The 21,814-nt window shown below is 60.7% G+C and carries 18 protein-coding genes; 5 read left to right on the forward strand and 13 right to left on the reverse strand.

Translation table 11 applies throughout. From position 1 onward, the window contains the following. Window position 1: 1 nt before the first annotated feature. Complete coding sequence (locus CO583_RS03645) at window positions 2-2,851, reverse strand: bifunctional transaldolase/phosoglucose isomerase (RefSeq protein WP_248630565.1); 2,850 nt, start codon at window positions 2,849-2,851, stop codon at window positions 2-4. A gap of 20 nt (window positions 2,852-2,871) precedes the next feature. Continuing rightward, window positions 2,872-4,923, reverse strand: coding sequence for a transketolase (gene tkt / locus CO583_RS03650; protein ID WP_232086305.1), 2,052 nt, complete (start codon window positions 4,921-4,923; stop codon window positions 2,872-2,874). Between the two features lie 371 nt (window positions 4,924-5,294). Here tkt and CO583_RS03655 point away from each other — a divergent pair, with 371 nt between their 5' ends. From CO583_RS03655 to CO583_RS03675, 5 genes are all read left to right on the forward strand, one after another. After that, window positions 5,295-5,798, forward strand: coding sequence for an ankyrin repeat domain-containing protein (locus tag CO583_RS03655; protein WP_043560832.1), 504 nt, complete (start codon window positions 5,295-5,297; stop codon window positions 5,796-5,798). Beyond that, complete coding sequence (hisC, locus tag CO583_RS03660) at window positions 5,795-6,859, forward strand: histidinol-phosphate transaminase (RefSeq protein WP_086431155.1); 1,065 nt, start codon at window positions 5,795-5,797, stop codon at window positions 6,857-6,859. Before CO583_RS03655 ends, hisC begins: the two co-directional genes overlap by 4 nt. A gap of 44 nt (window positions 6,860-6,903) precedes the next feature. Then, the gene (locus CO583_RS03665; protein ID WP_248630367.1) at window positions 6,904-8,142 is read left to right on the forward strand and encodes an aminopeptidase; all 1,239 of its coding nucleotides are present in this window, start codon (window positions 6,904-6,906) and stop codon (window positions 8,140-8,142) included. 22 nt (window positions 8,143-8,164) lie between these two features. After that, the gene (locus tag CO583_RS03670; protein WP_081563440.1) at window positions 8,165-8,617 is read left to right on the forward strand and encodes a hypothetical protein; all 453 of its coding nucleotides are present in this window, start codon (window positions 8,165-8,167) and stop codon (window positions 8,615-8,617) included. A gap of 483 nt (window positions 8,618-9,100) precedes the next feature. Further along, the gene (locus CO583_RS03675) at window positions 9,101-9,844 is read left to right on the forward strand and encodes a response regulator transcription factor (RefSeq protein WP_248630366.1); all 744 of its coding nucleotides are present in this window, start codon (window positions 9,101-9,103) and stop codon (window positions 9,842-9,844) included. Window positions 9,845-9,945: 101 nt separating this feature from the next. Here the strand turns inward: CO583_RS03675 and glmM are convergent, their stop codons facing one another. The 11 genes from glmM to ruvB form a co-directional block, all read right to left on the reverse strand. Then, window positions 9,946-11,310, reverse strand: coding sequence for a phosphoglucosamine mutase (glmM, locus tag CO583_RS03680; protein ID WP_248630564.1), 1,365 nt, complete (start codon window positions 11,308-11,310; stop codon window positions 9,946-9,948). Window positions 11,311-11,507: 197 nt separating this feature from the next. Continuing rightward, window positions 11,508-13,394, reverse strand: a complete 1,887-nt coding sequence (ftsH, locus tag CO583_RS03685) for an ATP-dependent zinc metalloprotease FtsH (protein WP_043560846.1) — start codon at window positions 13,392-13,394, stop codon at window positions 11,508-11,510. A 149-nt stretch (window positions 13,395-13,543) separates the two neighbouring features. Continuing rightward, entirely contained in the window at window positions 13,544-14,833 is a 1,290-nt protein-coding gene (gene tilS, locus CO583_RS03690; RefSeq protein WP_249103152.1) for a tRNA lysidine(34) synthetase TilS, read from the reverse strand. Between the two features lie 19 nt (window positions 14,834-14,852). Continuing rightward, window positions 14,853-15,797, reverse strand: coding sequence for a tol-pal system YbgF family protein (locus CO583_RS03695; RefSeq protein ID WP_249103153.1), 945 nt, complete (start codon window positions 15,795-15,797; stop codon window positions 14,853-14,855). Between the two features lie 132 nt (window positions 15,798-15,929). Further along, complete coding sequence (pal, locus tag CO583_RS03700) at window positions 15,930-16,412, reverse strand: peptidoglycan-associated lipoprotein Pal (protein ID WP_043560851.1); 483 nt, start codon at window positions 16,410-16,412, stop codon at window positions 15,930-15,932. 151 nt (window positions 16,413-16,563) lie between these two features. Then, window positions 16,564-17,931: a Tol-Pal system beta propeller repeat protein TolB gene (tolB, locus tag CO583_RS03705; protein WP_043560854.1), complete on the reverse strand. Its 1,368-nt coding sequence runs from the start codon at window positions 17,929-17,931 to the stop codon at window positions 16,564-16,566. A gap of 25 nt (window positions 17,932-17,956) precedes the next feature. Further along, on the reverse strand, window positions 17,957-18,982 hold the full coding sequence (locus CO583_RS03710; RefSeq protein ID WP_052349152.1) for a hypothetical protein: 1,026 nt from the start codon (window positions 18,980-18,982) through the stop codon (window positions 17,957-17,959). A gap of 11 nt (window positions 18,983-18,993) precedes the next feature. Next, entirely contained in the window at window positions 18,994-19,428 is a 435-nt protein-coding gene (tolR, locus tag CO583_RS03715; RefSeq protein WP_043560856.1) for a protein TolR, read from the reverse strand. A 5-nt stretch (window positions 19,429-19,433) separates the two neighbouring features. Then, entirely contained in the window at window positions 19,434-20,165 is a 732-nt protein-coding gene (gene tolQ / locus CO583_RS03720; protein WP_043560857.1) for a protein TolQ, read from the reverse strand. A 127-nt stretch (window positions 20,166-20,292) separates the two neighbouring features. Further along, complete coding sequence (locus CO583_RS03725; RefSeq protein ID WP_043560860.1) at window positions 20,293-20,727, reverse strand: YbgC/FadM family acyl-CoA thioesterase; 435 nt, start codon at window positions 20,725-20,727, stop codon at window positions 20,293-20,295. A gap of 24 nt (window positions 20,728-20,751) precedes the next feature. Further along, window positions 20,752-21,801, reverse strand: coding sequence for a Holliday junction branch migration DNA helicase RuvB (gene ruvB / locus CO583_RS03730; RefSeq protein ID WP_373364562.1), 1,050 nt, complete (start codon window positions 21,799-21,801; stop codon window positions 20,752-20,754). Between the last annotated feature and the right edge of the window lie 13 nt (window positions 21,802-21,814).

Genomic DNA, 21,814 nt, shown 5'->3' on the forward strand with positions numbered 1-21,814 from the left:
CTCAAGCTCCTTTTAGAATATCTGTCACCAGCTGAGCGAGACGGTCCAGTCCTTCATGCAGGGGACCGACAACATGCACACGCAGCGCACGACGGCCACGAGCGGCCAGAACGTCGAAATCCCCCCGGGCCTGAGCGGCCTTGACGACACCAAAGCTGTAAGCGTGTCCCGGTATGGGCAGGTCCGCAGCATCATCCGCCGTCACCTGCAGGAAGACACCGCTGTTGGGCCCCCCCTTGTAAGCCTGACCTGTCGAGTGGAGGAACCGTGGACCAAACTGCGCCGCCGTGGCGACATGAAGCCGATCCCTCAACTCTGTTCTCACCGTCTGCTCCCAGGCGATATGGGCTTTGTTCCGCTCAATGTAAGCGAGGAGGCCAATATAGTCGTTCTTGCCCACACGGTCAAAATGAGCTTTCAGAATGGTTTCTGCACTACCGCTGCCCAGCGCCTCACGGTTGCGCTCATCAGCATAAAAAGCGAGGTTTCCATCCTGGGCGAACGGCGTCTCTTCCGGCAGATGGCCCGTCTCGGCATAGGCTTTGGTCAGCTTGCGGGTCTCAACCTTGCTGAATTCCACATCAGGCTGGTCAAAAGGATTGATTCCCAGCACGGAGCCAGCCACCGCCGTGGCAAATTCAAACACGAAGAACGCCTGCACGATCTGCCCGACATCCTCGAGATGCAGGGTCACGACAGGATGTCCCGCCTCCCGCAGGGCCTTGATCCCCGGGCTGACGGGCTCATGCCCCAGCCGCAGTTCCACGAACATGCGGTCATCACCATAAACCTCCGGCGCCCCCAGCGGCTCGCCATCAATAGGGATGAGCCCCGTGCCGTTCTTGCCGGTGCTTTCAGCCAGAAGCTGCTCCAGCCAGGCACCGAGGGAGGCGATCTTCTCCGAAGCCACGAACGTGACCTTGTCCCGCCGGAAACTGGTGGCCGCCACCCCAAGGGCCAGCCCCAGACTGACACCAGGGTTTGTCACAGGCGGAACGGAAGCATCGCACGCCTCGATCATCAGCTGCGTGCTGTCCAGCAGGGCCCGGACATCGTACCCTGCTGCCGCCGCCGGAGCGAGACCAAAGGCGGACAGAACGGAATACCGCCCGCCGATCTCCGGGTTGCCGTGGAAGATATGGGCAAAGCCACGGTCTCTGGCCAGTGTTTCCAGCGATGAGCCGGGGTCCGTCACGGCGACGAAACGCTCACCGGGCTGACGGCCAAGGGCCTTCTCCGCCTGATCCCAGAAATAGGCGAACAGGATGTTCGGCTCCAGCGTACTGCCGGACTTGCTGGACACGATGAACAGCGTGTTGGCCGGGTCGATGACCCGGCCGAAGCTGGCAACCTGCTGAGGGTCCGTACTGTCCAGAACATGCAGCTTTGGGCCACCGGGGGCTCGGCCAAAGGTTTCCTCCAGCACTTCCGGTCCGAGGCTGGAACCGCCCATGGCCAGCAGCAGCACGTCGCTGTAGCCACGTTCCTTCACCTCACGGCCCAAGGTCTCATAAGACTCAAGAGCCGCACGGCCATTCTTGACCACATCCAGCCAGCCGAGCCATCGGCTTTCCGGCCCACCGGTCCAGACGGACGCATCACGCTCCCAGATGCGCCGCACCTTGCCATCCTGGCTCCAGCTCTTGCCCGCCGCAACCACGGCATTTTCCAACTCACCCGACAATGCCAAGGATACTCGCATAAGACGTTCCCCCAAAACAGCTTCCCGGCGGGCTGCCACCGCACCGAGCAATCCATCAAAAGCGACCTCGAAAGCCGTCACACCTTCTTCCAACAAGGTGGTGGTCACACTGTCCAGATCAAGCCCCAATCGCCCTGCTTCTGCCAGAATCAGGCTGGCGCTCTCTCCACCCTGCGCAAGGCGCTCCTCCGGGATGCCATGATCCCGGAAGGCTTCCAGCGTACGGGGTGGCAATGTATTGACCGTATCAGCGCCAATCAGCTCCTCCACGTACAGCACGTCACGATAGGCCTTGTCCTTCGTGCTCGTACTGGCCCAGAGAAGACGCTGCGTCTGCGCTCCTTTCCCTGCCAGAGCTTTCCAGCGCGGGCTTTCCGTTACCCTGAGATAATGCTGATACGCCATGCGGGCATTGGCAATGGCCACCTGCCCCCGCAGGGCCTTCAACGCCTCGGCTTCCGGGTCACCGGCGGCCAGACGGCGGTCGATGCGGGCATCAATGCGCCCATCAATCCGGCTGACAAAGAAAGACGCCACACTACCAACGTGATTCACCGGCAGACCGGCCTTCACCCTGGCCTCCAGCCCCCGCAGATAGGCGTCCAGCACCTTCTCGTACATGCCCAGCGCAAAAAGGAGCGTGACATTGACGTTGATGCCCTCGGCAGTAGCCTGCTCAATGGCTGGAATGGCCTCTTCCGTCGCCGGAATCTTGATCATCACATTGGGGTGACCAACACGCTGCCAGAGCCTGCGGGCTTCTGCCAGCGTGCCTTCAGCATCATATGCCAGGTAAGGAGAAACCTCGAGACTGACATAGCCATCCCGTCCGCCGGTTTCGTCAAACACGGGCCGCAGAACCTCGCAGGCCTGACGGATATCTTCCACGGCCAGCGCCTCATAAAGCGCACCGGCTGTCAGGCTGCCGCTGGCCAGGAGGGCCTGCACGGCTTCCTCATATTCCGCACCGTGGCCAATGGCCTGCTCGAAAATGGCCGGGTTGGAGGTCACCCCTTTCAGGGCGTCCTCCTTCACCATGGCTGCCAGACGGCCATCCTCGATGAAATCCCTCCGGATGAAATCCAGCCAGATGGACTGCCCATGGCTGACCAGACGGGTCAAAGGTGTCTCTGGCGGGGTGTTTTCCATCACTCTCACTCCTTATCCAGTCAGTCTGCCTTCTGTAACAACTGGCGGGCCTGTTCATAAACAGAGTCTACCGTAAAGCCGAACTTCGCCATCAGCTCTGCTGCTGCGCCGGATTCCCCAAAGCTGTTCATGGCAATGACGACACCATCCAGCCCCACATAGCGGTCCCACCCAAAGCCGGAAGCCATCTCTACACCGACACGCCTACGGACAGAAGGTGGCAGGACGGTGTCACGATAGGCCCTGTCCTGGCTCTCGAACAGATCGAAGCTTGGCATGGAGACCACACGGGCCCGCACGCCTTCAGCCTTCAGCCGCTCATAGACACCGACCACGAGCGAAACCTCGGAGCCGGACGCCATCAACAGAATCTCCGGCTCACCCTCACAGTCCGCCAGAACGTAGCCACCACGGGCCACACCCTCGGCCGAGGCATACCGGGTACGGTCCAGCGTTGGCAGGTTCTGCCGTGTCAGGGCAAGGGCCACGGGGCCAGCACGATGCTGCATGGCCACACGCCAGCTTTCCACCACCTCATTGGCATCTGCCGGACGCAGCATGGTCAGCCCCGGCATGGACCGGAACTGGGCGAGCTGCTCGATGGGCTGATGGGTCGGGCCATCCTCCCCCACGCCGATGGAATCATGCGTGAACACATAGATCACCGGCAGGTGCATCAGCGCTGCCAGACGGATGGCGGGCTTCATGTAATCAGAAAAGATCAGGAAGCCCGCACAGAAAGGCCGCAGGCCACTCAGGGCCAAGCCGTTGCAGATGGCGGCCATCGCATGTTCACGCACACCGAAGTGCATGTTGCGGCCATCATAGCCAGCCCCTTCCTGCACCATGTTTGAAGGGGCCTGCACCGACCGGGCGCCCTTGATGAGTGTCTTGGTAGAAGGCGCAAGGTCCGCCGCCCCGCCAACCAGCCAGGGGAACTGGGATGCCACGGCATTGAGCACCTCCCCGGAACTCTGGCGGGAGGCCAGCCCTTTCTCATCCGCCGGATAGACAGGCAGCTCCGTTTCCCAGCCTTCTGGCAGGGTTCCGGCAAAAATGTGCCGCAGCTCGTCCCCTTCCTTCGGATAACGGGCGCAGTACTCGGCAAACCGTGCCTCCCATTCCGCCTGTGCTCTGGCCCCACGCTGCCCGGCCAGTGCCTCGAAATGCTCCTGCACGCCATCCGGCACGGTAAAATGCGGCGCATCTTCGGGCCAGCCATAGGCCTTCTTGGCCCCTGCCAGCTCCTCCATGCCAAGCGGCTCACCATGGGCAGAGGCCGTTCCCGCCTTGCCCGGTGCCCCATAACCGATGATCGTCCTGAGAATGATCAGGGTCGGGCGGGAGGTTTCCTCCCGTCCCTGTTTCAGGGCTTCACAGATGGCAGGCACGTCGTTGCCATCAGCAACTTCCAGCACCTGCCAGCCATAGGATTCAAACCGCATGGCCACATTCTCCGTGAAGGTCACATCCGTGGAGCCCTCAATGGAAATGCGGTTGCTGTCATACACCCATGTCAGGTTGCCCAGCTTCAGATGTCCGGCCAAGGATGCGGCCTCGGCCGCAACCCCCTCCATGATATCCCCATCACCACAGAAAGAGGTAATGTGATAGCCAAAGAGGTCGAACCCCGGGCGGCCGTAATGTGTGGCAAGCCATCGCTCGGCCATGGCCATGCCCACCGCACTGCTGCACCCCTGCCCCAGCGGGCCGGTCGTGATCTCCACCCCGGCTGTCAGCCCGTATTCGGGATGGCCCGGTGTGCGGGATTCAAAACGGCGGAAATTTTTCAGGTCTTCCAGCGTCAGGGCGGGGCGATCGACCACCTGCCCGTTCTCAATATCCTTCACCCCGGCCAGAAACACCGTGGCATAGAGAAGGATGGACGCATGCCCACCCGAGAGGATAAATCGGTCACGCCCCGGCCAAAAGGGATCAGCCGGGTTATAATACATCGTAAACTGCCAGTAAGCATACATGGCCGGGGCCAGAGCCATTGCGGTACCCGGATGGCCGGATTTTGCACGCTCCACACTATCCATCACCAATGTGCGGATCGTGTCTATGCTCATTTTCGACAGCATACTGTTCACTGATCTAACGTCCTCAATTCAAACAATCATCCGATCACCCACAGCAGGCTCATGCCCCTTAACACGGCCCGATGCAGTCCGGATATTTCACAAGTGGCCTTATCCTGCGAAAGAACGCAATGCCCTACCGGCAAATAAGATCAATTTTCCTACCCATCCCTTACAGACAGGCTGGACCTGTCAGACCCGGCGGCAGATTCCGGTCAGCCTGCCCTCTTCCATCAGGCCTGCCGCAACCACATATCCTGCACGCCAGAAAGGCCTTTTCCCCCTTGACCTGACCACCGGCAGGCAGGACATTCAGAGGCCTCTGACACGACCCATTCTTTTACCGCAAAGGCAGCCCATCCATGACGCAGCCCGAAATGTCCTTCACCCCGGAGCAGATCACCGCTCTCTTCATCGATGCGGCCCGCAATGGTGAGAATGATCTGGTCAGGCAGTTTCTTGAGGCCGGCATGCCGGCAGACTGTGCCGACAGCCGGGGCTATACACCCCTCATCGTCGCCACCTACAACGACCAGCTCGACACGGCCAGCCTGCTGCTGGACAACGGGGCCGACCCGAACGGCGTGGACGCCAAGGGGGCCACGGCGCTCTCCGGTGTGGCCTTCAAGGGGTATGAGGCCATTGCCCGCCTGCTGCTGGAGCGTGGCGCCAATATCGACCAGGCCAACCATGCCGGGCGCACGCCGCTCATGTTTGCCATCATGTTCGGACGGCAGGGCATGGCCCGCCTGCTGCTGGAACGTGGCGCCAACCCGGACATCCGGGATACGGAAGGCCTTTCCGCCAGAGACCTTGCCCACCGCCAGGGCCTTGGCAGCCTCTTTGCGGAGGCCACCGCCCCATGAGCCGTTTCTGGAACCGGCAGGTCCACGACCTCCAGCCCTACATCCCCGGTGAACAGCCCCGCATGACCAATCTGGTCAAGCTGAACACCAATGAGTCCCCCTACGGTCCGTCCCCCCGTGCGCTGGAAGCGATGAAGGCCAGCGTAACTGATGACCTGCGCCTCTATCCAGACCCGACAGCCCTGGCCCTGCGCACGGCCATTGCTGAACAGGAAGGAGTTCCGGTCGAGTGCGTCTTCACCGGCAACGGTTCTGACGAGGTCCTGGCCCACGCCTTCCGGGCCCTCTTCCGTGACGATGCGCCGGTCCTGTTCAGCGATGTGACCTATGGCTTCTACCCGATCTACTGCCAGATGTTCGGGCTGGATTACCGCACCATTCCCCTGCGGGATGATTTCACCATCGCACCAGACGATTATGACGGTCCGGCTGGTGGTGTCATAATCGCCAATCCCAATGCCAATACCGGCATCAGCCTGCCCCTGCCAGCCATTGAAGGACTTCTGAAGCGCTTCAATGCCCAGACGGTCATCATCGATGAAGCCTATGTCGATTTCGGCGGGACCAGCGCCGTGGCCCTGACACAGCGTTATCCCAACCTTCTCATCGTCCGTACCTTCTCCAAATCCTCCGGTCTGGCGGGGCTGCGCGTGGGCTATGCCATCGGCTCTGCGGAGCTGGTGGAAGGGCTGACACGGGTAAAAGACAGCTTCAACTCCTATCCGCTGTCCCGCCCGGCACAGGCCGGGGCTGAAGCCTCCATCCGGGACACGGAGTGGCTGGAACAGACCACCACCCGCATCATCGCCACACGGGAGCGCACCGTGGCAGCCCTGCGGGAGCGTGGCATGACGGTCCTGCCCTCCACGGCCAATTTCATTCTGGCCCATCACCCCTCATGCCCAGCTGACACGCTTTTCACCGGCCTGCGGGAGCGGGCCATCATCGTCCGCCATCAGGGCGGCAGCCCCCGCATCAGCGACTGGCTCCGCATCACCATCGGCACGGATGAGGAGATGGACGCCCTGCTGGCCGCACTGGATGACCTGCTGCCCCGCTGACGCATCAGCCCCCTCATCATTTTACAGATTAACAGGACAGACCCATGCCCACATCCTCTTTCACACATGACCAGCTTCTGGACCGTCTGGCCGAAGTTTCCGTCCGTACGGGGCTGAACATCACACCTGGCCAGCAGCTCATCATCACGGCAGGGCTGGAAGCCGTACCCCTCATCCGGCGCATCACGGCCCATGCATACAAGGCTGGAGCGTCACTGGTCACAACCCTGTATCAGGATGATGAGACTACGCTGGCCCGCTTCCAGCACGGTCATGAAGACAGCTTTGACACGGCAGCGGGCTGGCTGGCCAACGGCATGGCGGAAGCCTTTGGCAAAGGAGCCGCCCGCATGGCCATCACGGGGGGGAACCCGACCCTGCTGAAGGACCAGAACCCGGACCACATCTCCCGTGTCAGCCGGGCCAGCTCCACGGCCTATCGTCCGGCCATGGAACGCATCACCAATTTTGACATCAACTGGAACATCATTGCCTGCGCCACACCGGCCTGGGCCGAGCAGGTTTTTCCACATCTGCCAGCAGAGGAAGCCCTCACCGCCCTGTGGAATGGCATCTTCCAGGCCTCCCGCGTGGATGTGGCCGACCCGGTAGCCGCCTGGGCGGACCATAACCGGACCCTCCATGCCCGTGCTGCCATGCTGAATGACCGCCGCTTCGACGCCCTGCACTTCACCGGACCGGGCACAGACCTGACGGTCGGGCTGGCGGATGGCCACCTCTGGGCCGGTGGTGCCGAAGAAGCCAAGAATGGCATTGTCTGCAACCCGAACATCCCGACAGAGGAAGTCTTCACCACCCCACACTGTGCCCGTGTGGAAGGGACCGTCTCCAGCACCAAGCCACTCTTCCATCAGGGATCGCTGATTGACGGAATCCGGGTCCGCTTCGAAAAGGGGCGCATCGTGGAGGCTCATGCCAGCAAAGGCGAAGATGTGCTGAAACGCATTCTGGACAGTGATGAAGGCGCACGCCGCATTGGCGAGGTTGCCCTCGTACCCCACTCCTCCCCCATCTCCCGGAGTGGCATCCTGTACCAGAACACCCTGTTCGATGAGAATGCCGCCTGCCACATCGCTCTTGGGCAGGCTTACACGAAATGCATGACCAACCCTGAAGGGCAGAGTGAAGAAGAGCTGATCGCCCGTGGAGCCAATCATTCCATCATCCATATCGACTGGATGATCGGTTCCGACAGGATCAACATTGACGGCCTGAAGGATGGCCAGCGCACACCCATCATGCGCTCTGGCGAATGGGTCTGACCCCTCCGAGGAAACAGTAACCGTGACCATTGCTCTTGACCCCGCCCGCCTGCCAAAGCTGGACATCCTCTCCCTCGCCCGGACCGGCCTCATCCTCCGTGCCGAGCGGGAGACACCCGATACGGGTATCCCCAGTTTCCTGACCCGGTCAGGCTGGGTCGAGCTGGTCACCCATCACCGTCGCTCCACAACCGACGGAATTGAAACGGAGGAGCAGACAGCCAACCGCCTGCTCCCCGCACTGGAGCGCATCTGCGCCCGCCTCCTCAGCGAGGCGGCCCGTGGGGCAAAGGCACAGGACAGGCAGGATGCCTCCGTCTTTACCGTGGAAACAGACCTTTTCCCCAGCTCTACGCAGACACGCATTGTCCTGGTTGCAGACAGGACCCATCCCGTTGCCTGCGCCCTGATCGGCACGCCAGAACAGATCACCCAGCTTCTGGCCTCCACCGATACGAAGAGCGGTGAAGCCTGAAACGATTCGGACCTCCTACATCCTATTTCCAAATGTTTTACCCTCGAAATAGGATTAAAACAGTTTTATTTTATCATTAAAAGAATTGATGACCTGCCCCGTTCCCATAAAAAAAATTAGGAACGTTCTATAACCCTTGTTCGACAGGCCCATTTAGCAAAACTATATTGTTGCTTAATTTTTCACTTATATTTAAATAAAATTTTTTACTATGGTAATTGCTGAGAATAATTTCAGTATGTAAAAAAAAATTATAAATTAAATGTAAGTATAACTTCATATTACCTTATCAGAAGCCCGTCATATTCTTCTTTTCTGTAAAGAAAAACATCAAAAAACCCCTTATTTGACACAAAAAAGTCCTATGATTCTGACATATACGACGAAAGTTCTGGTTGTATGGATTGCTAAAAAAACAATCAAAGGTTGCATTTCATAAAAAATCTCTTCCATAATACAACCGTTCCAAGGGGAGTTGAAATTATGCGTATTCTCATCGCTGATAGCGACAGCGGCGCTGTAAGCCATCTGGTAAAGGTACTGGGGAAGTCCTCTTACGCGGTCGACCATGTCAAAACCGCCGATGAAGCCCTCAACATGTTCAAGCACTATGAATATGATCTCTTCATAACCGAGCTGGTGCTGAGCGACCTGCCGGGAGAAGAGCTCATCCGTCAGGTCCGGCGCTCCCGGATCTCCACGCCCATCATGGTTCTGTCCGTCCGGACAGACTCCCCGACCAAGGTGGCCGCCTTCTCAGCTGGGGCTGATGACTACGTTACCAAACCCTTCGACATGAGCGAGACCCAGGCGCGCATCCAGGCTCTGACCCGCCGTTCTTACGGCATCGCTGAATCACGCCTGCGCGTTGGCCCGCTGGAACTGGACCTTGAAAGCCGGATGGTCAGCGTCAATGGTCACTTCCTGCACCTCACCAGCAAGGAATATTCCATTCTGGAGCTGCTGCTCCTGCGCAAGGGTGCAGTCCTCACCAAGGACATGTTCCTGAACCATCTCTATGGTGGCATTGACGAACCCGAAATGAAGATCATTGATGTCTTCATCTGCAAGCTGCGGCGCAAGCTTCAGCGCTTCGGTGCCGAACACATGATCACCACCGTCTGGGGTCGGGGTTACATCCTTCAGGATCCGGCCGTGGCGGCTGGTACCTCTGCTTCTTCGCAAGGCTTTACCGAAGGGTCGGCTCCCCTGCGTCAGGCAGGCTGAAATCCAGGCACGGAGCAGCCCTCCCATCTCCCGTGAAGTAAAGAAAAAGGCCCTTGCCCCATGGTGCAGGGGCTTTTTCTTTACTGAAAGGGAAAGGCTTTTCAGGCTCCGGCCAACGTCTGGATATGGGCACTGACCCGGTTCACGACCTCGGCTACCAGAGCCCTGTCCCGGGCCTCCACCATCACGCGGATCAACGGTTCTGTCCCGCTGGCCCGCAGTACAAGACGCCCCTTCCCCTTCAGCCGTTCTTCCGCCCAGCTGACAATCTCCCCAAGGGCCGGATGCTTCATGGGATTATCACCCTTGTAGGCCACATTTTTCAGGGTCTGGGGATAAGGCTCAAAAAGATGACACAGCTCACTGGCTGGCTGGCCGGATTCCACCAGAGCTGCCAGAACCTGAAGCGCCGCCAGCAGGCCATCCCCTGTTGTGGCGTGATCGGACAGCACCATATGGCCGGACTGCTCCCCGCCAAGATTGCCTCCCGTCTGGCGCATGCGCTCCACAACATAACGGTCCCCGACAGCTGTGCGATACAGGCTTAGCCCCTGCTTTGCCAGATAATCCTCCAGCCCGATATTGGACATGACAGTCGCCACGATCTCGGAACCATTCAGCCGCCCCATGCGCTTCCAGAGTGTAGCGATGAGAGCCAGTATCTGGTCCCCGTCCACCAGCTCGCCCCGCTCATTGGTGAACAGGACACGGTCCGCATCCCCATCCAGCGCAATACCGCAATCTGCCCCATGAGCCCGCACAGCTTCACAGAGTGCCTGCGGATGGGTAGAGCCGACACCATCATTGATGTTCAACCCATCCGGTGAGGCCCCTATGGTTATGACCTCTGCCCCCAGCTCCCAAAGGGCTGCAGGTGCCACACGGTAGGCAGAACCATGCGCACAATCGAGCACGATTTTCAGGCCATCCAGCCGCAATCCCCGCGGAAAGGACGATTTGACACTCTCAATATACCGGCCTGCCGCATCATTCAGGCGGGAGGCCCGCCCTATGGCCGCAGGCGATGCCAGCTGTCCGCTCAGATCGTCCCCCATCAGGGCTTCGATCTCTGCCTCAACAGCATCGGAAAGCTTGAACCCGTCCGGGCCGAACAGCTTGATCCCGTTATCCGTGAAAGGATTGTGGGATGCCGAAATCATGACACCCAGATCAGCCCGCAGGGAGCGGGTCAGAAAAGCAACAGCAGGCGTAGGCAGCGGCCCCAGCAGGACGACATCCACACCTGCCGAGAGAAAACCGGACACCAGGGCACACTCGATCATGTAACCGGAAAGACGCGTATCTTTGCCCAGCACAACCGTGTGGCGATGCTGGCGCCCTGTCTGCCGGCAGAAATACAGACCCGCCGCCTGCCCCAGCTTCTGGGCTATCTCCACCGTCATGGGTGCCGTATTGGCCTCGCCACGGATCCCGTCAGTCCCGAAAAACTTCCGCCCGTCTGCCATGACTTCCCCCTCCGTCTTCCATACCATATGCGGCTTCTGCCAACAGCTGACAGGGCTTGCCTTCCTGCACCAGATGCTCCCTGCAATGCCAGCCATTCCCCCGATACGCAAGCCTTTCATAAACAGAACGGGCGCATGGCCAGTGCTGCCATGCGCCCGTCATCCCTGTCAGTCAGACCAGAATAGCCTCAGCCCGATCAGGCCGGCTGGGAGGCCACTTCTCCCCCACTGGCAGCGCCCGACATGGCACCGGAAGATGGCACCGACGGACGACGCCCATTGAAGGAATATTCCTCCTCTTCTTCCTTGCCCAGCGGTTCCCCCCGGATGACCTTTTTCACTTCCTCGCCCGTCAGCGTCTCATATTCCACCAGCGCCGCAGCAAGGGCATGAAGGGCATCAATATGGGTCAGAAGAGTATGCTTGCACTGGCCATATGCCTGATCGATCAGCTTGCGGACTTCCTGGTCGATCTCACGACCTGTCTGGCCGGAAATCTGACTCCTGTCCGTGCAGTCCACCATGCCGATAAGCTCGCTCATGCCGATCTGTGCCACCATGGACCGGGCTGTGCTGGTCGCCTGGCTGATGTCGGAGGCCGCACCGCTGGTCACGGCATCATGACCATAAATGATCTCCTCCGCCACACGCCCGGCCACGGCCACGACGATGCGGGCATAGGCCTCCCGACGGGATATGACATCAGGGTCCTTGTCCGGCAGGCTCATCACCATGCCAAGAGTCCGCCCACGAGGCACGATCGTAGCCTTGTGGATGGGGGTTGTCCCCGGGGTCAGCACGGAAGCAATGGCATGGCCAGCCTCGTGATAGGCTGTCATGCGCTTTTCTTCCTCCTCAATGACGGCAGACCGGCGCTCGGCACCCATCCATATCTTGTCCCGGGCCTCCTCAAACTGGGCCATGGAGACGACCTTCCTGTTCTGCCGTGCCGCAAACAGGGCGGCCTCATTGACAAGATTGGCCAGTTCCGCACCCGAAAAACCGGGCGTACCCCGTGCAATCACCCTTGGGTTGACATCCGCAGACAGGGGCAGCTTCTTCAGATGAACCTGAAGAATCTTTTCACGCCCCAGCATGTCCGGGTTGGGCACGACGACCTGCCGGTCGAACCGACCCGGACGCAGCAGAGCCTGATCCAGCACATCGGGACGGTTGGTCGCTGCAATGAGGATGACCCCCTCGTTACTGTCGAAACCATCCATCTCCACAAGCATCTGGTTCAGTGTCTGCTCACGTTCATCATTGCCACCTCCCAGACCAGCACCACGCTGGCGGCCTACGGCATCGATCTCATCGATGAAGATGATGCAGGGCGCATTCTTCTTCCCCTGTTCGAACATGTCACGGACACGGGATGCACCAACACCGACGAACATCTCGACAAAATCGGATCCGGAAACGCTGAAGAACGGCACATTGGCCTCGCCAGCCACGGCACGGGCCAGCAGGGTCTTCCCTGTACCGGGAGGACCAACCAGCAGAACACCCTTGGGCAGGCGTCCCCCCAGACGGGTGAATTTATGCGGGTCCTTGAGGAAGTCGACAATCTCGACAAGGTCTTCCTTGGCTTCATCCACCCCGGCCACGTCGGCAAAGGTGACACGCCCCTTCTTCTCCACCATCATCTTGGCACGGGACTTGCCGAAGCTCATCGCCCCCCGCCCGGCCCCGCCATTCTGCATCTGGCGAAAGACCATGAAGCCCAGGCCCAGCATCAGGATGATCGGCAGATAAGCCGCAATGTAACGAAGAACGGGATTGTCATCACTCTGGGGCGGGTGGGCAGTCACCTCAACTCCAGCTGCCGTCAGCCGGGACACCATCGAGGGGTCGGACGGAGCATAGGTCTCGAACGACGTACCATTGGTCAGCACGCCGGAAATGTTCTGCTCCCGGATGGTAACGGACCGGACCTCATGACGCTCCACATCATGCACAAAGTCAGAATAGGCGATCTTCTGAACGGCCTGTCGGCTGCCCCCAGGCTGGAATGCCGCCAACATGCCGATGACCGCCAGGACGATGACCACCCAGATCGCAACATTACGGCCAATGTTTTTCATCTCTTCAAAAACCTCACAAATCGGGACGCACAGGCCGGGCCGGCGTCACACTCAGTGCCTTCAAGATAGGTATTTCTGGCAGCGTTCCCACCCCCATCAGGCCAAAATGGATGAAAAACCCTGATTCCGCCTCATTCGCACGGCCTGTTTCATCCCGTCCAGTCCCGTTCCCCTGTCAGGGGCGTTCCCCCATCCCAGACAAAAGTCACACGGGGCAGGTCGGGCCGCAGCCCTCTCATGCCCTCTGGAACTGCAACAGGTTCACCCCCAACCCACAGGGCAGGCAGAGCGGGCAGAACACAGGCCGGAACGGCCCGGCCCGCCCGCTGCCACGGCCCCAGAGCCGCCACGACCGCATCCGTATGATCAGGCCCCAGATACCGCCAGCGCCCGTCCCAGCACTGCCCATGCCGGGCCGGACGCTTTTCCGTCAGATTCCTAGCCTCGCGGTACAGCATCCAGCCTGTTTCCCGCCCCCGGAGAGGATGCAGGCAGACCCGCCCCAGAGAGCCTTTTCCAGCCCGCCGCAGGGCCACAACAGCCTGACGGGAAGGCACATAATCCTGCCCCCCCACAAGGCGGATCAGCCGCCCCAGCAATTCATCCTCCAGCAACGGCTCCATGTCATGATCCTCACCGCCCCCCAGCTGAAGAATTTCCGGTGCAAGTTTCAGCCATCCTTCCGGCTGCCAGGCTGCCCCACAGGCCATGAGAGCCGCCAGCCGATCCTCAACCCTCTTCTGTCTGGCACAGGCACCCTGCCTTAGAACATGCATCGCCCGCCGCCCGGCATCTGTCAGATCCTGCCGGACTTCCACACGGCGGAAACGGCGGTTCTGATTTGATGGGTCCTCACACCAGGACACCCCAGCGGTGCGCAGCGTCATTTTCAGCCGTTCCGGCCGAATCCCCAATAACGGCCTCAGCAGAGTGATCCGCCCCCGCACAGTCCGGGCCGCCATGCCACACAATCCCCGGGGTCCACTGCCCCGCTCCTGACGCATCCAGAGTGTTTCCTCCTGGTCCGCCTCATGATGCGCCACCAGCAGAACGGAGCCTCCAGCGTCGATACAGGCACTTTCCAGAACACCGAAACGGGCTTCTCTGGCCCGGTTCTGTATCCCGCCGGGTCTGAGAGGGGCCAACGTGAGCTGCCGTGCCGGAATATCCAGTTCCGCAAGACGCTGGCAGGTCAGAGCAGCTTCCCCGGCCGATTCAGGCCGCAGGGCATGATCCACGACCAGCGCCAGAACATGGCGCCTCCACCCCCGGGCCAGCAGGGCCAATGCCATGGAATCGCCCCCACCAGACACGGCGATGCAGAGTGGATGCGCCGCCTCATCCGGCCCCACAGGACCGATCCGGGACATGATGTCAGCAAACTCACCGGGCGTGACAGGCCTCACCCCATCTTTATCCAGCTCCGTCGTCCCCACCATGCTCCTTAATGACAGCCTGTTAATGACAGCCTGCCCGCTCGCTGAAAATTTTCTCGGACGACTTCACCCGGGCCGAAGCATTGGGGAATTCCTTGTGCAGCCGTTGCAGGGCCTCGCAGGATGCCGTCCTGTTGCCCAGTGCCAGCATGGACGCCGAAACACCCAGCAGGGCCTCTGGTGCCCGTGGGGAATCAGGCGAATGGCTGTACACATCGTAGTAGGTCAGGGCGGCATTCTTGTAGGATTTCTGCCCGGCCAGCGACTGCGCCAGCAGATACTGGGCCTCCGTGCGGCTCCAGCCTGTCTTGCTCTGCTTGAGGGCCTGCCGGGCCTGTGTCTCCGCAGCCTCATACTGATGGGCCTTCAGAGCCGCACGACCTGCCTTGAGGGTATCGGCCACGGAGGTTGCCTGTGGCGTTGCCGGCGGCGCCGCTACGACCGCCGCCGGGGCTGATGCCGCCGCTTCCCCGGCTTCGGGAGCCGGACGGGGCGCAGCATGATGACCATTCTCGAGGGCAAACTGCATGTCCCCCATCTGCTTCGCCACCGCAGCCTCATCCTGATGAAGCTGATTGCTCATCTGCTCCATCTGGCCATGCATCTCCCGCACCTGGCTCTCCAGAGAATTCACACGCTCCAGCAGATTGGCCACAAGATCGCCTCCGCTACGCCCTGATGAAACACCCGAAGACCGGTTGCTGCCATCACCGCTGGATGTCGGAAGGGGAGCGGAAAGATCCTCACCCTGCTCATCAACACTGCCCACACCATCACCCAGGCCACCACCATCATGCTGACGGGCCAGTGCCTGATGCTGCCGCATGATGGCCTCGCGGGAGAGACCATCCTCCGCCCATGCCGGAGCAAATGCTGCGCTTGCCGTGCAGGAGAGCAGCACGGCCCCCAGCGCACTTTTCAGAATGGCTGAAACAGGCCCCAGAATAGGCCGAGCAGAATGACCCATGATCTCATCTCCCAACGGACAGGCAATCATCACACATAAAAAAAATCGGGCCGGTTTCCTCAACCGGCCCGACCTTTCCCGGAAAGGGCATCATCTGCCCCTTCCTACAGGTTTCCCGGAACCGGGCCTGCTTTAACGGACAGACGTAATGGCGTTACGGTTCTGTGCCCATGCTTCCGGCGTATCACCATCAGCTGTCGGCCGGTCCTTACCATAAGAGATCGTCATGATACGGGACGGCGCCACACCCTTGGCCTCCAGATACTCACGGGCAGCATTGGCACGACGCTGACCCAGAGCAATGTTATACTCCTCGGTGCCACGGTCGTCACAGTTGCCAGCCACCAGGATGTTGACCTGCGGGTAACGGGCAAGCCAAGCAGCCTGCTTGTCCAGCGTGGCGCGGCCCTCGCTGTTGAGCTGGTTCTTGTTCAGCTCGAAATAGACGCGGTCCCCGGCAGTGGCGACCAGATCAGCCTGGCTGCCCGGAACGGGACCCTGGCTCATCTGCTGCATGTTCTGCCCATCGCCATTGTTGTCGTGGTCCTTGTGGTTACCACTACAGGCGGTCAGAGCGCAGGCCATGCCCAGCACGGCGAACATCTTCAACTTCATGACAATCTCCTGCAAAAAGATGCACCCCAGTAGATGGGGAGTTTTTCACCCACCTGCAAGACGCAGATGGGGAAAGGCGGCTGGCAGCCCGAAGGCCACCGATGCCATGGAAGCACAAGGTCTCCCATGGCCAGAAAAACATTCCCTGCGCTCAGCGCCGCAGCGGCGACCAGGCCGGGTCAGAAGCCCCGGTCGTAGTAGGAATGATATGCTCATTGAAGCCTGCCACGTCAATCACGGCGATGGAAGAGCTGAAGCCCGCTCCCCCAGCCCCTGCCGCATTCTGGCGACAGAATGCCAGCGCACGGCCATTGGGAGCAAAGCTTGGGCTTTCCACCGTGAAGCCCTGTGTCAGAGACCGCTCACCAACGCCATCCGGCCCCATCACGCCAAGGGTGAACCCCCCTGAACCAATGCGGACAAAAGCGATCTGGTCCCCTCTTGGTGACCACACGGGCGAGCCATAGTGACCATGGCCGTAGGAAATGCGCCGGGCATCCCCACCATTGACGCTCATCACGTAAAGTTGTGGCGAACCGCCACGGTCAGAGTTGAAGACGATGTTCTGGCCATCCGGGCTGAAGCACGGGCTGGTATCAATCACACCCGGGGCCGATGTCAGACGACGCCGATGCTGGGTCGCCAGATCAATCAGATACAGATCCGCCCCGCCATCCCTTGTCGTGGCGGACAGGATGATGCTCCGCCCATCAGGAGAAAAGCGGGGAGCGAAAGAGATACCCTCGAACGTGCCCAGAATGGTCTGCTGTCCCGTATTGAGGTCATAGACATACACACGGGGCCGATTGTTGGCATAGGACAGAAATGCCAGCTGCTCGCTGATCGGGCTGAAGCGGGGTTCCAGCGTCAGCCAGCTGCCATTGGTCAGCATGTGGGCATTGGCCCCATCCTGATCCATGATGGCCAGACGGGTGGACTGATGCCGCCGGGGACCTGTACGGGAAATATAGGCGATGCGGGTATCGAAATAACCATCCTCGCCCAGCAGGCGCTTGTAGATGGCATCCGCAATGATGTGTGCAATGCGGCGCCAGTTGCTCTGGGAGGCCGTATAGGCCCGACCTTCCATCTGCTGGCCCGCCACAACGTCCCAAAGGCGCATCTCGACCCGCACGCTGTCAGACCCGGCGGCACTGCCGGCCACAGCCACACGGGCCCCACGGCCCTTCAGTGCCGAGAAATCCGGCTGAACGGAAGCCGGTACCGTTCCCCCCATGACCTGGAAAAGCCCCGTGCTGGACAGGTCGGCCGAAATGACGCCAGAAATCTGGTTCCCCAGCCCCGGCCCGAAATCAGGAATCACGATGGGAATGGGGGCCTGATGGGCGCCAGCGACCGTGATCTCTGCCGGAGCGCTGTCACCTGCTGCCCGGGCCGTCCCGCCCAGAAGAGCCAGCGGCGTGACAAGCACACCACTGGCGGCAGCACCGCCCAGAAGGGAGCGGCGGGACAGATGCCGCTGGAGGATGCCGGCTTCGGTATCAGAAAAAAACGACATGAAACAACCTCAGATAAATCCAGCCTCAGGGCTTGAACAGAAAACGGAACTGCCGCACCTGCCCCAGCAGGCGCTTCGGCACGGGCAGGCGGGAACAGGTTGGACTCAACACGGCATCCCTCGCCCGCTCGGCCTGGACCCGATAGGTCGGATCCGCTGCCATACGGGCACGGGTCTCCGGCAGAAATGTGACCATGCGGGCCTCGCCGGAGGCATCCACCGTCACCATCATGCGGGCAGAGAAATTCTGGTAATTCCGGGCCAGCGTATCCTCCTGGTAGCAGCGCTGCACGGACGACCCGATGGCATTCTGCTCACCACTTGTCAGCGCCCCGGTATCGCCATCAGGACGGCCACCACCACGGGGTGACCCACCCTGCGCCTGATTGGGCATCGCCTTGGGCGGGCGCTCCTGCTTCTCCTGGCTCCGGTACTCATCCAGCGTGGCCAGCAGGGAGCGGCTGTCCTCCTGCGTTTTTTTGGCCTCATGCTCCTGCTGGGTATGGGAGAGCTGCGGCTTGGCAGGGGGCTTTTCCACCTTGTGATCCGGCGCCTTGACCTGTGCCTGCTTATGCACGGGCTCCGGCTTCGGCTTTGCCTGTTCACTCACCTCACCCTTTTCCTGCACGGGAGCACGCTGCTGGACCGGCGTTTTCACCGCCACATGGGAAGGTTCCGGCGCAGCCTGTACAGGCCGGGGTGGTGGCGGAGCGGGCGGAGGTGGCTCAACCGGCTTCGGCTTGGGCGGCTGTGGCGCCGGTGGGGCCTTTGTCTCCGTGGGTGCCTGCGGCGCCGGAACCTCGGCCTTGTGAGAAGACCGGGCCGCTGGCCGGGCCCCGCCGGTCGTCTCATACACCATGGTGACCGTCTGCTCGTCCGGCTGAGGTTCCGGCAGCGGTGGCTGTGGATGCCAGAGCAGAAAGCCCAGCACTCCCCCATGCAGCAGCAGGGAAGCCAGCACCCCGCCCGTCACCAGGCTGGACTGCTTCCTTTCCCGCCGCTGATAGGGCGGTGGTGTTTCGTCAAACGGTGATGACGCAGAGAGGCTCACACAGTCTCTCCTTACTGGCCGCCCTGCGGCTGCTGTGCCAGCAGGGCAACATGCGTGAAGCCGCCAGATGTGATCTGCCCCATCGTGCTCATCACCTTGCCATAGTCGATATGGGCATCGGCCCGCACAAAGATGCGACGGCCAGGATCATCGCTTGCCATCTGCTTCAGCCGTGTCACGAGGTCATCCCCACTGACAGGGTCATCCCCCAGATACAGGCTGCCGTCGCTCTTGATGGATACCGTAATGGGCTTGTCGTCCGAGTTGACCGGCTTGGCGCTTGTCTGCGGCAGATCGACATTCACACCGCTGGTCAGCATCGGTGCCGTCACCATGAAGATGATGAGCAGCACGAGCATGACATCCACCAGCGGGGTGACATTGATGCCAGCCTCAGGCTGGCTCCGCCGCCTGCCCCTGCGTCCACTGCGTGATGAAGCCTCCATGATGCTCAGCCCCTCCCGCTGCCGCGCTCTTCGGACTGGCGGGAGAGGATGGCTGCAAACTCGGTCCCGAAGCCTTCCATCCGCTCAGCAAAATTGTCCACGCTACGGCTGATGAGGTTGTAGGCCACATAGGCCGGGATGGCCGTGAGCAGACCGATGGCCGTCGCAAACAGGGCCTCGGAAATGCCCGGTGCCACGACGGAGAGGTTCGTATTGTGCATGGAAGCGATGGAGCTGAATGCGTGCATGATACCCCAGACCGTCCCGAACAGCCCGACAAACGGAGCTACCGGGCCGATGGTGGCCAGCATGACGAGGTAGCGGCTCAGACGTTCGGTCTCACGAGCGACCGTAATGCTGATGGCCCGGTCGATGCGCTCGGACGTACCCCCATGAATCACGTCAATGCCCGCAATACGGGAGGACCGACGCCACTCCCCCATCGCCGCCCCGAAAACGGCAGCCATCGGATGGACAGGCCGGGCACCCTCGCTGTCATAAAGATCATCCAGAGACCCGCCGGACCAGAATCTGTCCTCAAACCCCGTAGCCTCACGATTGACCCGGCGGAGGAGAAGCACCTTCTCCACAATCACCGCCCACACAAAAATGCTGCACAGCACCAGCCCGATCATGACCAGCTGCACAGCCAGCGAAGCATTCAGGAACAGATGAAAGGGCGAAAGCCCCGCTGCCCCGGCAGCACCCAGAGCACTCGAATTCACAGCCTGATCCACTCCGCTTTCTCCTGTTTTCTATGGTTCTGTTGGATAAAGGACTACTGCCCCATGTTGCGGCAGGATGCTCCTTTTTCAATGGCACAGGACGCAGAAAGAGCAAACATCTTTATCTTTAAATCTTTTGTCAGGCGGAACGTTCTTCCGGCACCGTCAGTCCTGAGAGTTTTTCCCTGTAGGATGCCGGAAGACGCAAGGGGCTCATGCCAGCCAGCTTCAGGCAGGCCAGTTCCACCTCAATCACCACTGACTTCTGCCCCTCACGGGAAAGATTGGTGATGACCTGCCGCAGATTCAGCCGGGCTCCCGACATCTGAAGCAGCACCGTCTCCACATCCATCAGTTCATCCAGCCGCAGGGGCGCATGATACCGGATACCCAGCTGCCTGACGACAAAACCGATTCCATCCTGTTCTGCCATCTCTCCGACGCCAAGCCCAAGGCTGCGCAAGGCCTCGGCCCGGGCCCGTTCGGCAAAACCCAGATACCGGGCATGATAAACGATGCCCCCTGCATCTGTATCCTCATAATAGATACGGAACTGACAGTGATGTGCCGCCATGCTGTTCTCCCCCGATGACGGCCCCTACAGGAACCGTGGTGCCAGATTGTCTGATGGCGGTGTGAGACCGAGATAACGCCAGCCCGGTTCACCCAGCATCCGCCCCCGTGAGGTCCGCAGGACGAGCCCTTCCTGTATCAGATAGGGTTCCACGACGTCCTCCAGCGTATCACGGGCTTCTGCCAAAGCTGCCGCCAGAGTTTCCACCCCTACTGGGCCACCCCTGTGATGCTCGGCAATGCGGCGCAGATAGCGCCTGTCCATCGCATCAAGACCATGACTGTCCACCTCCAGCCGGGAGAGGGCTGCATCTGCCAGCGCACGGTCAACAATCTCTTTCTTCGCCACAAGCGCAAAGTCCCGCACGCGGCGCAGCAGCCTTCCGGCAATGCGCGGCGTCCCTCGGGAACGGCGGGCAATTTCCTCGGCTCCTTCATCTGTCAGGGCCATGCCCAGCTTCCCCGCCCCCCGGCTGACGATCTGCCGCAATTCATCAGGCGTATAGAACACCAGACGCAACGGAATGCCGAACCGGTCCCGCAATGGTGTGGCCAGCAGGCCGGACCGTGTCGTAGCTGCCACGAGCGTGAAAGGCGCCAGATCAATCCGCACGGAACGGGCCGCGGGGCCTTCCCCGATGACGAGGTCCAGCTGGAAGTCCTCCATCGCCGGATAGAGGATTTCCTCAATCGCTGGCTGGAGACGATGAATCTCATCAATGAACAGCACATCACGAGGCTGAAGATTTGTCAGGATGGCCGCAAGGTCTCCAGCCCGCTGGATCACCGGCCCGGACGTGGCACGAAAGCCCACGCCAAGCTCACGGGAGACGATCTGCGCAAGAGTCGTCTTTCCCAGCCCCGGCGGGCCATGCAGCAGGACGTGGTCCAGCGCATCACCCCGTTTGCGGGCTGCCTCGATGAAGATGGAGAGATTTTCCCGACTGGCTTTCTGGCCCGTAAAGTCGGCCAGGGTCTGCGGCCGCAGGGTGGCATCGGCCACATCCTCCGGCTGGCGTGTGGCATCCGTCTCCGGCGCACGGCCGGGCGGCATATCTGGCACAAACTGGTTCATCGGCCCCGTTCTT

It is taken from the genome of Parasaccharibacter sp. TMW2.1882 (assembly GCF_023337635.1).
In the GTDB taxonomy this organism is placed as follows: Bacteria; Pseudomonadota; Alphaproteobacteria; order Acetobacterales; family Acetobacteraceae; genus Bombella; species Bombella apis.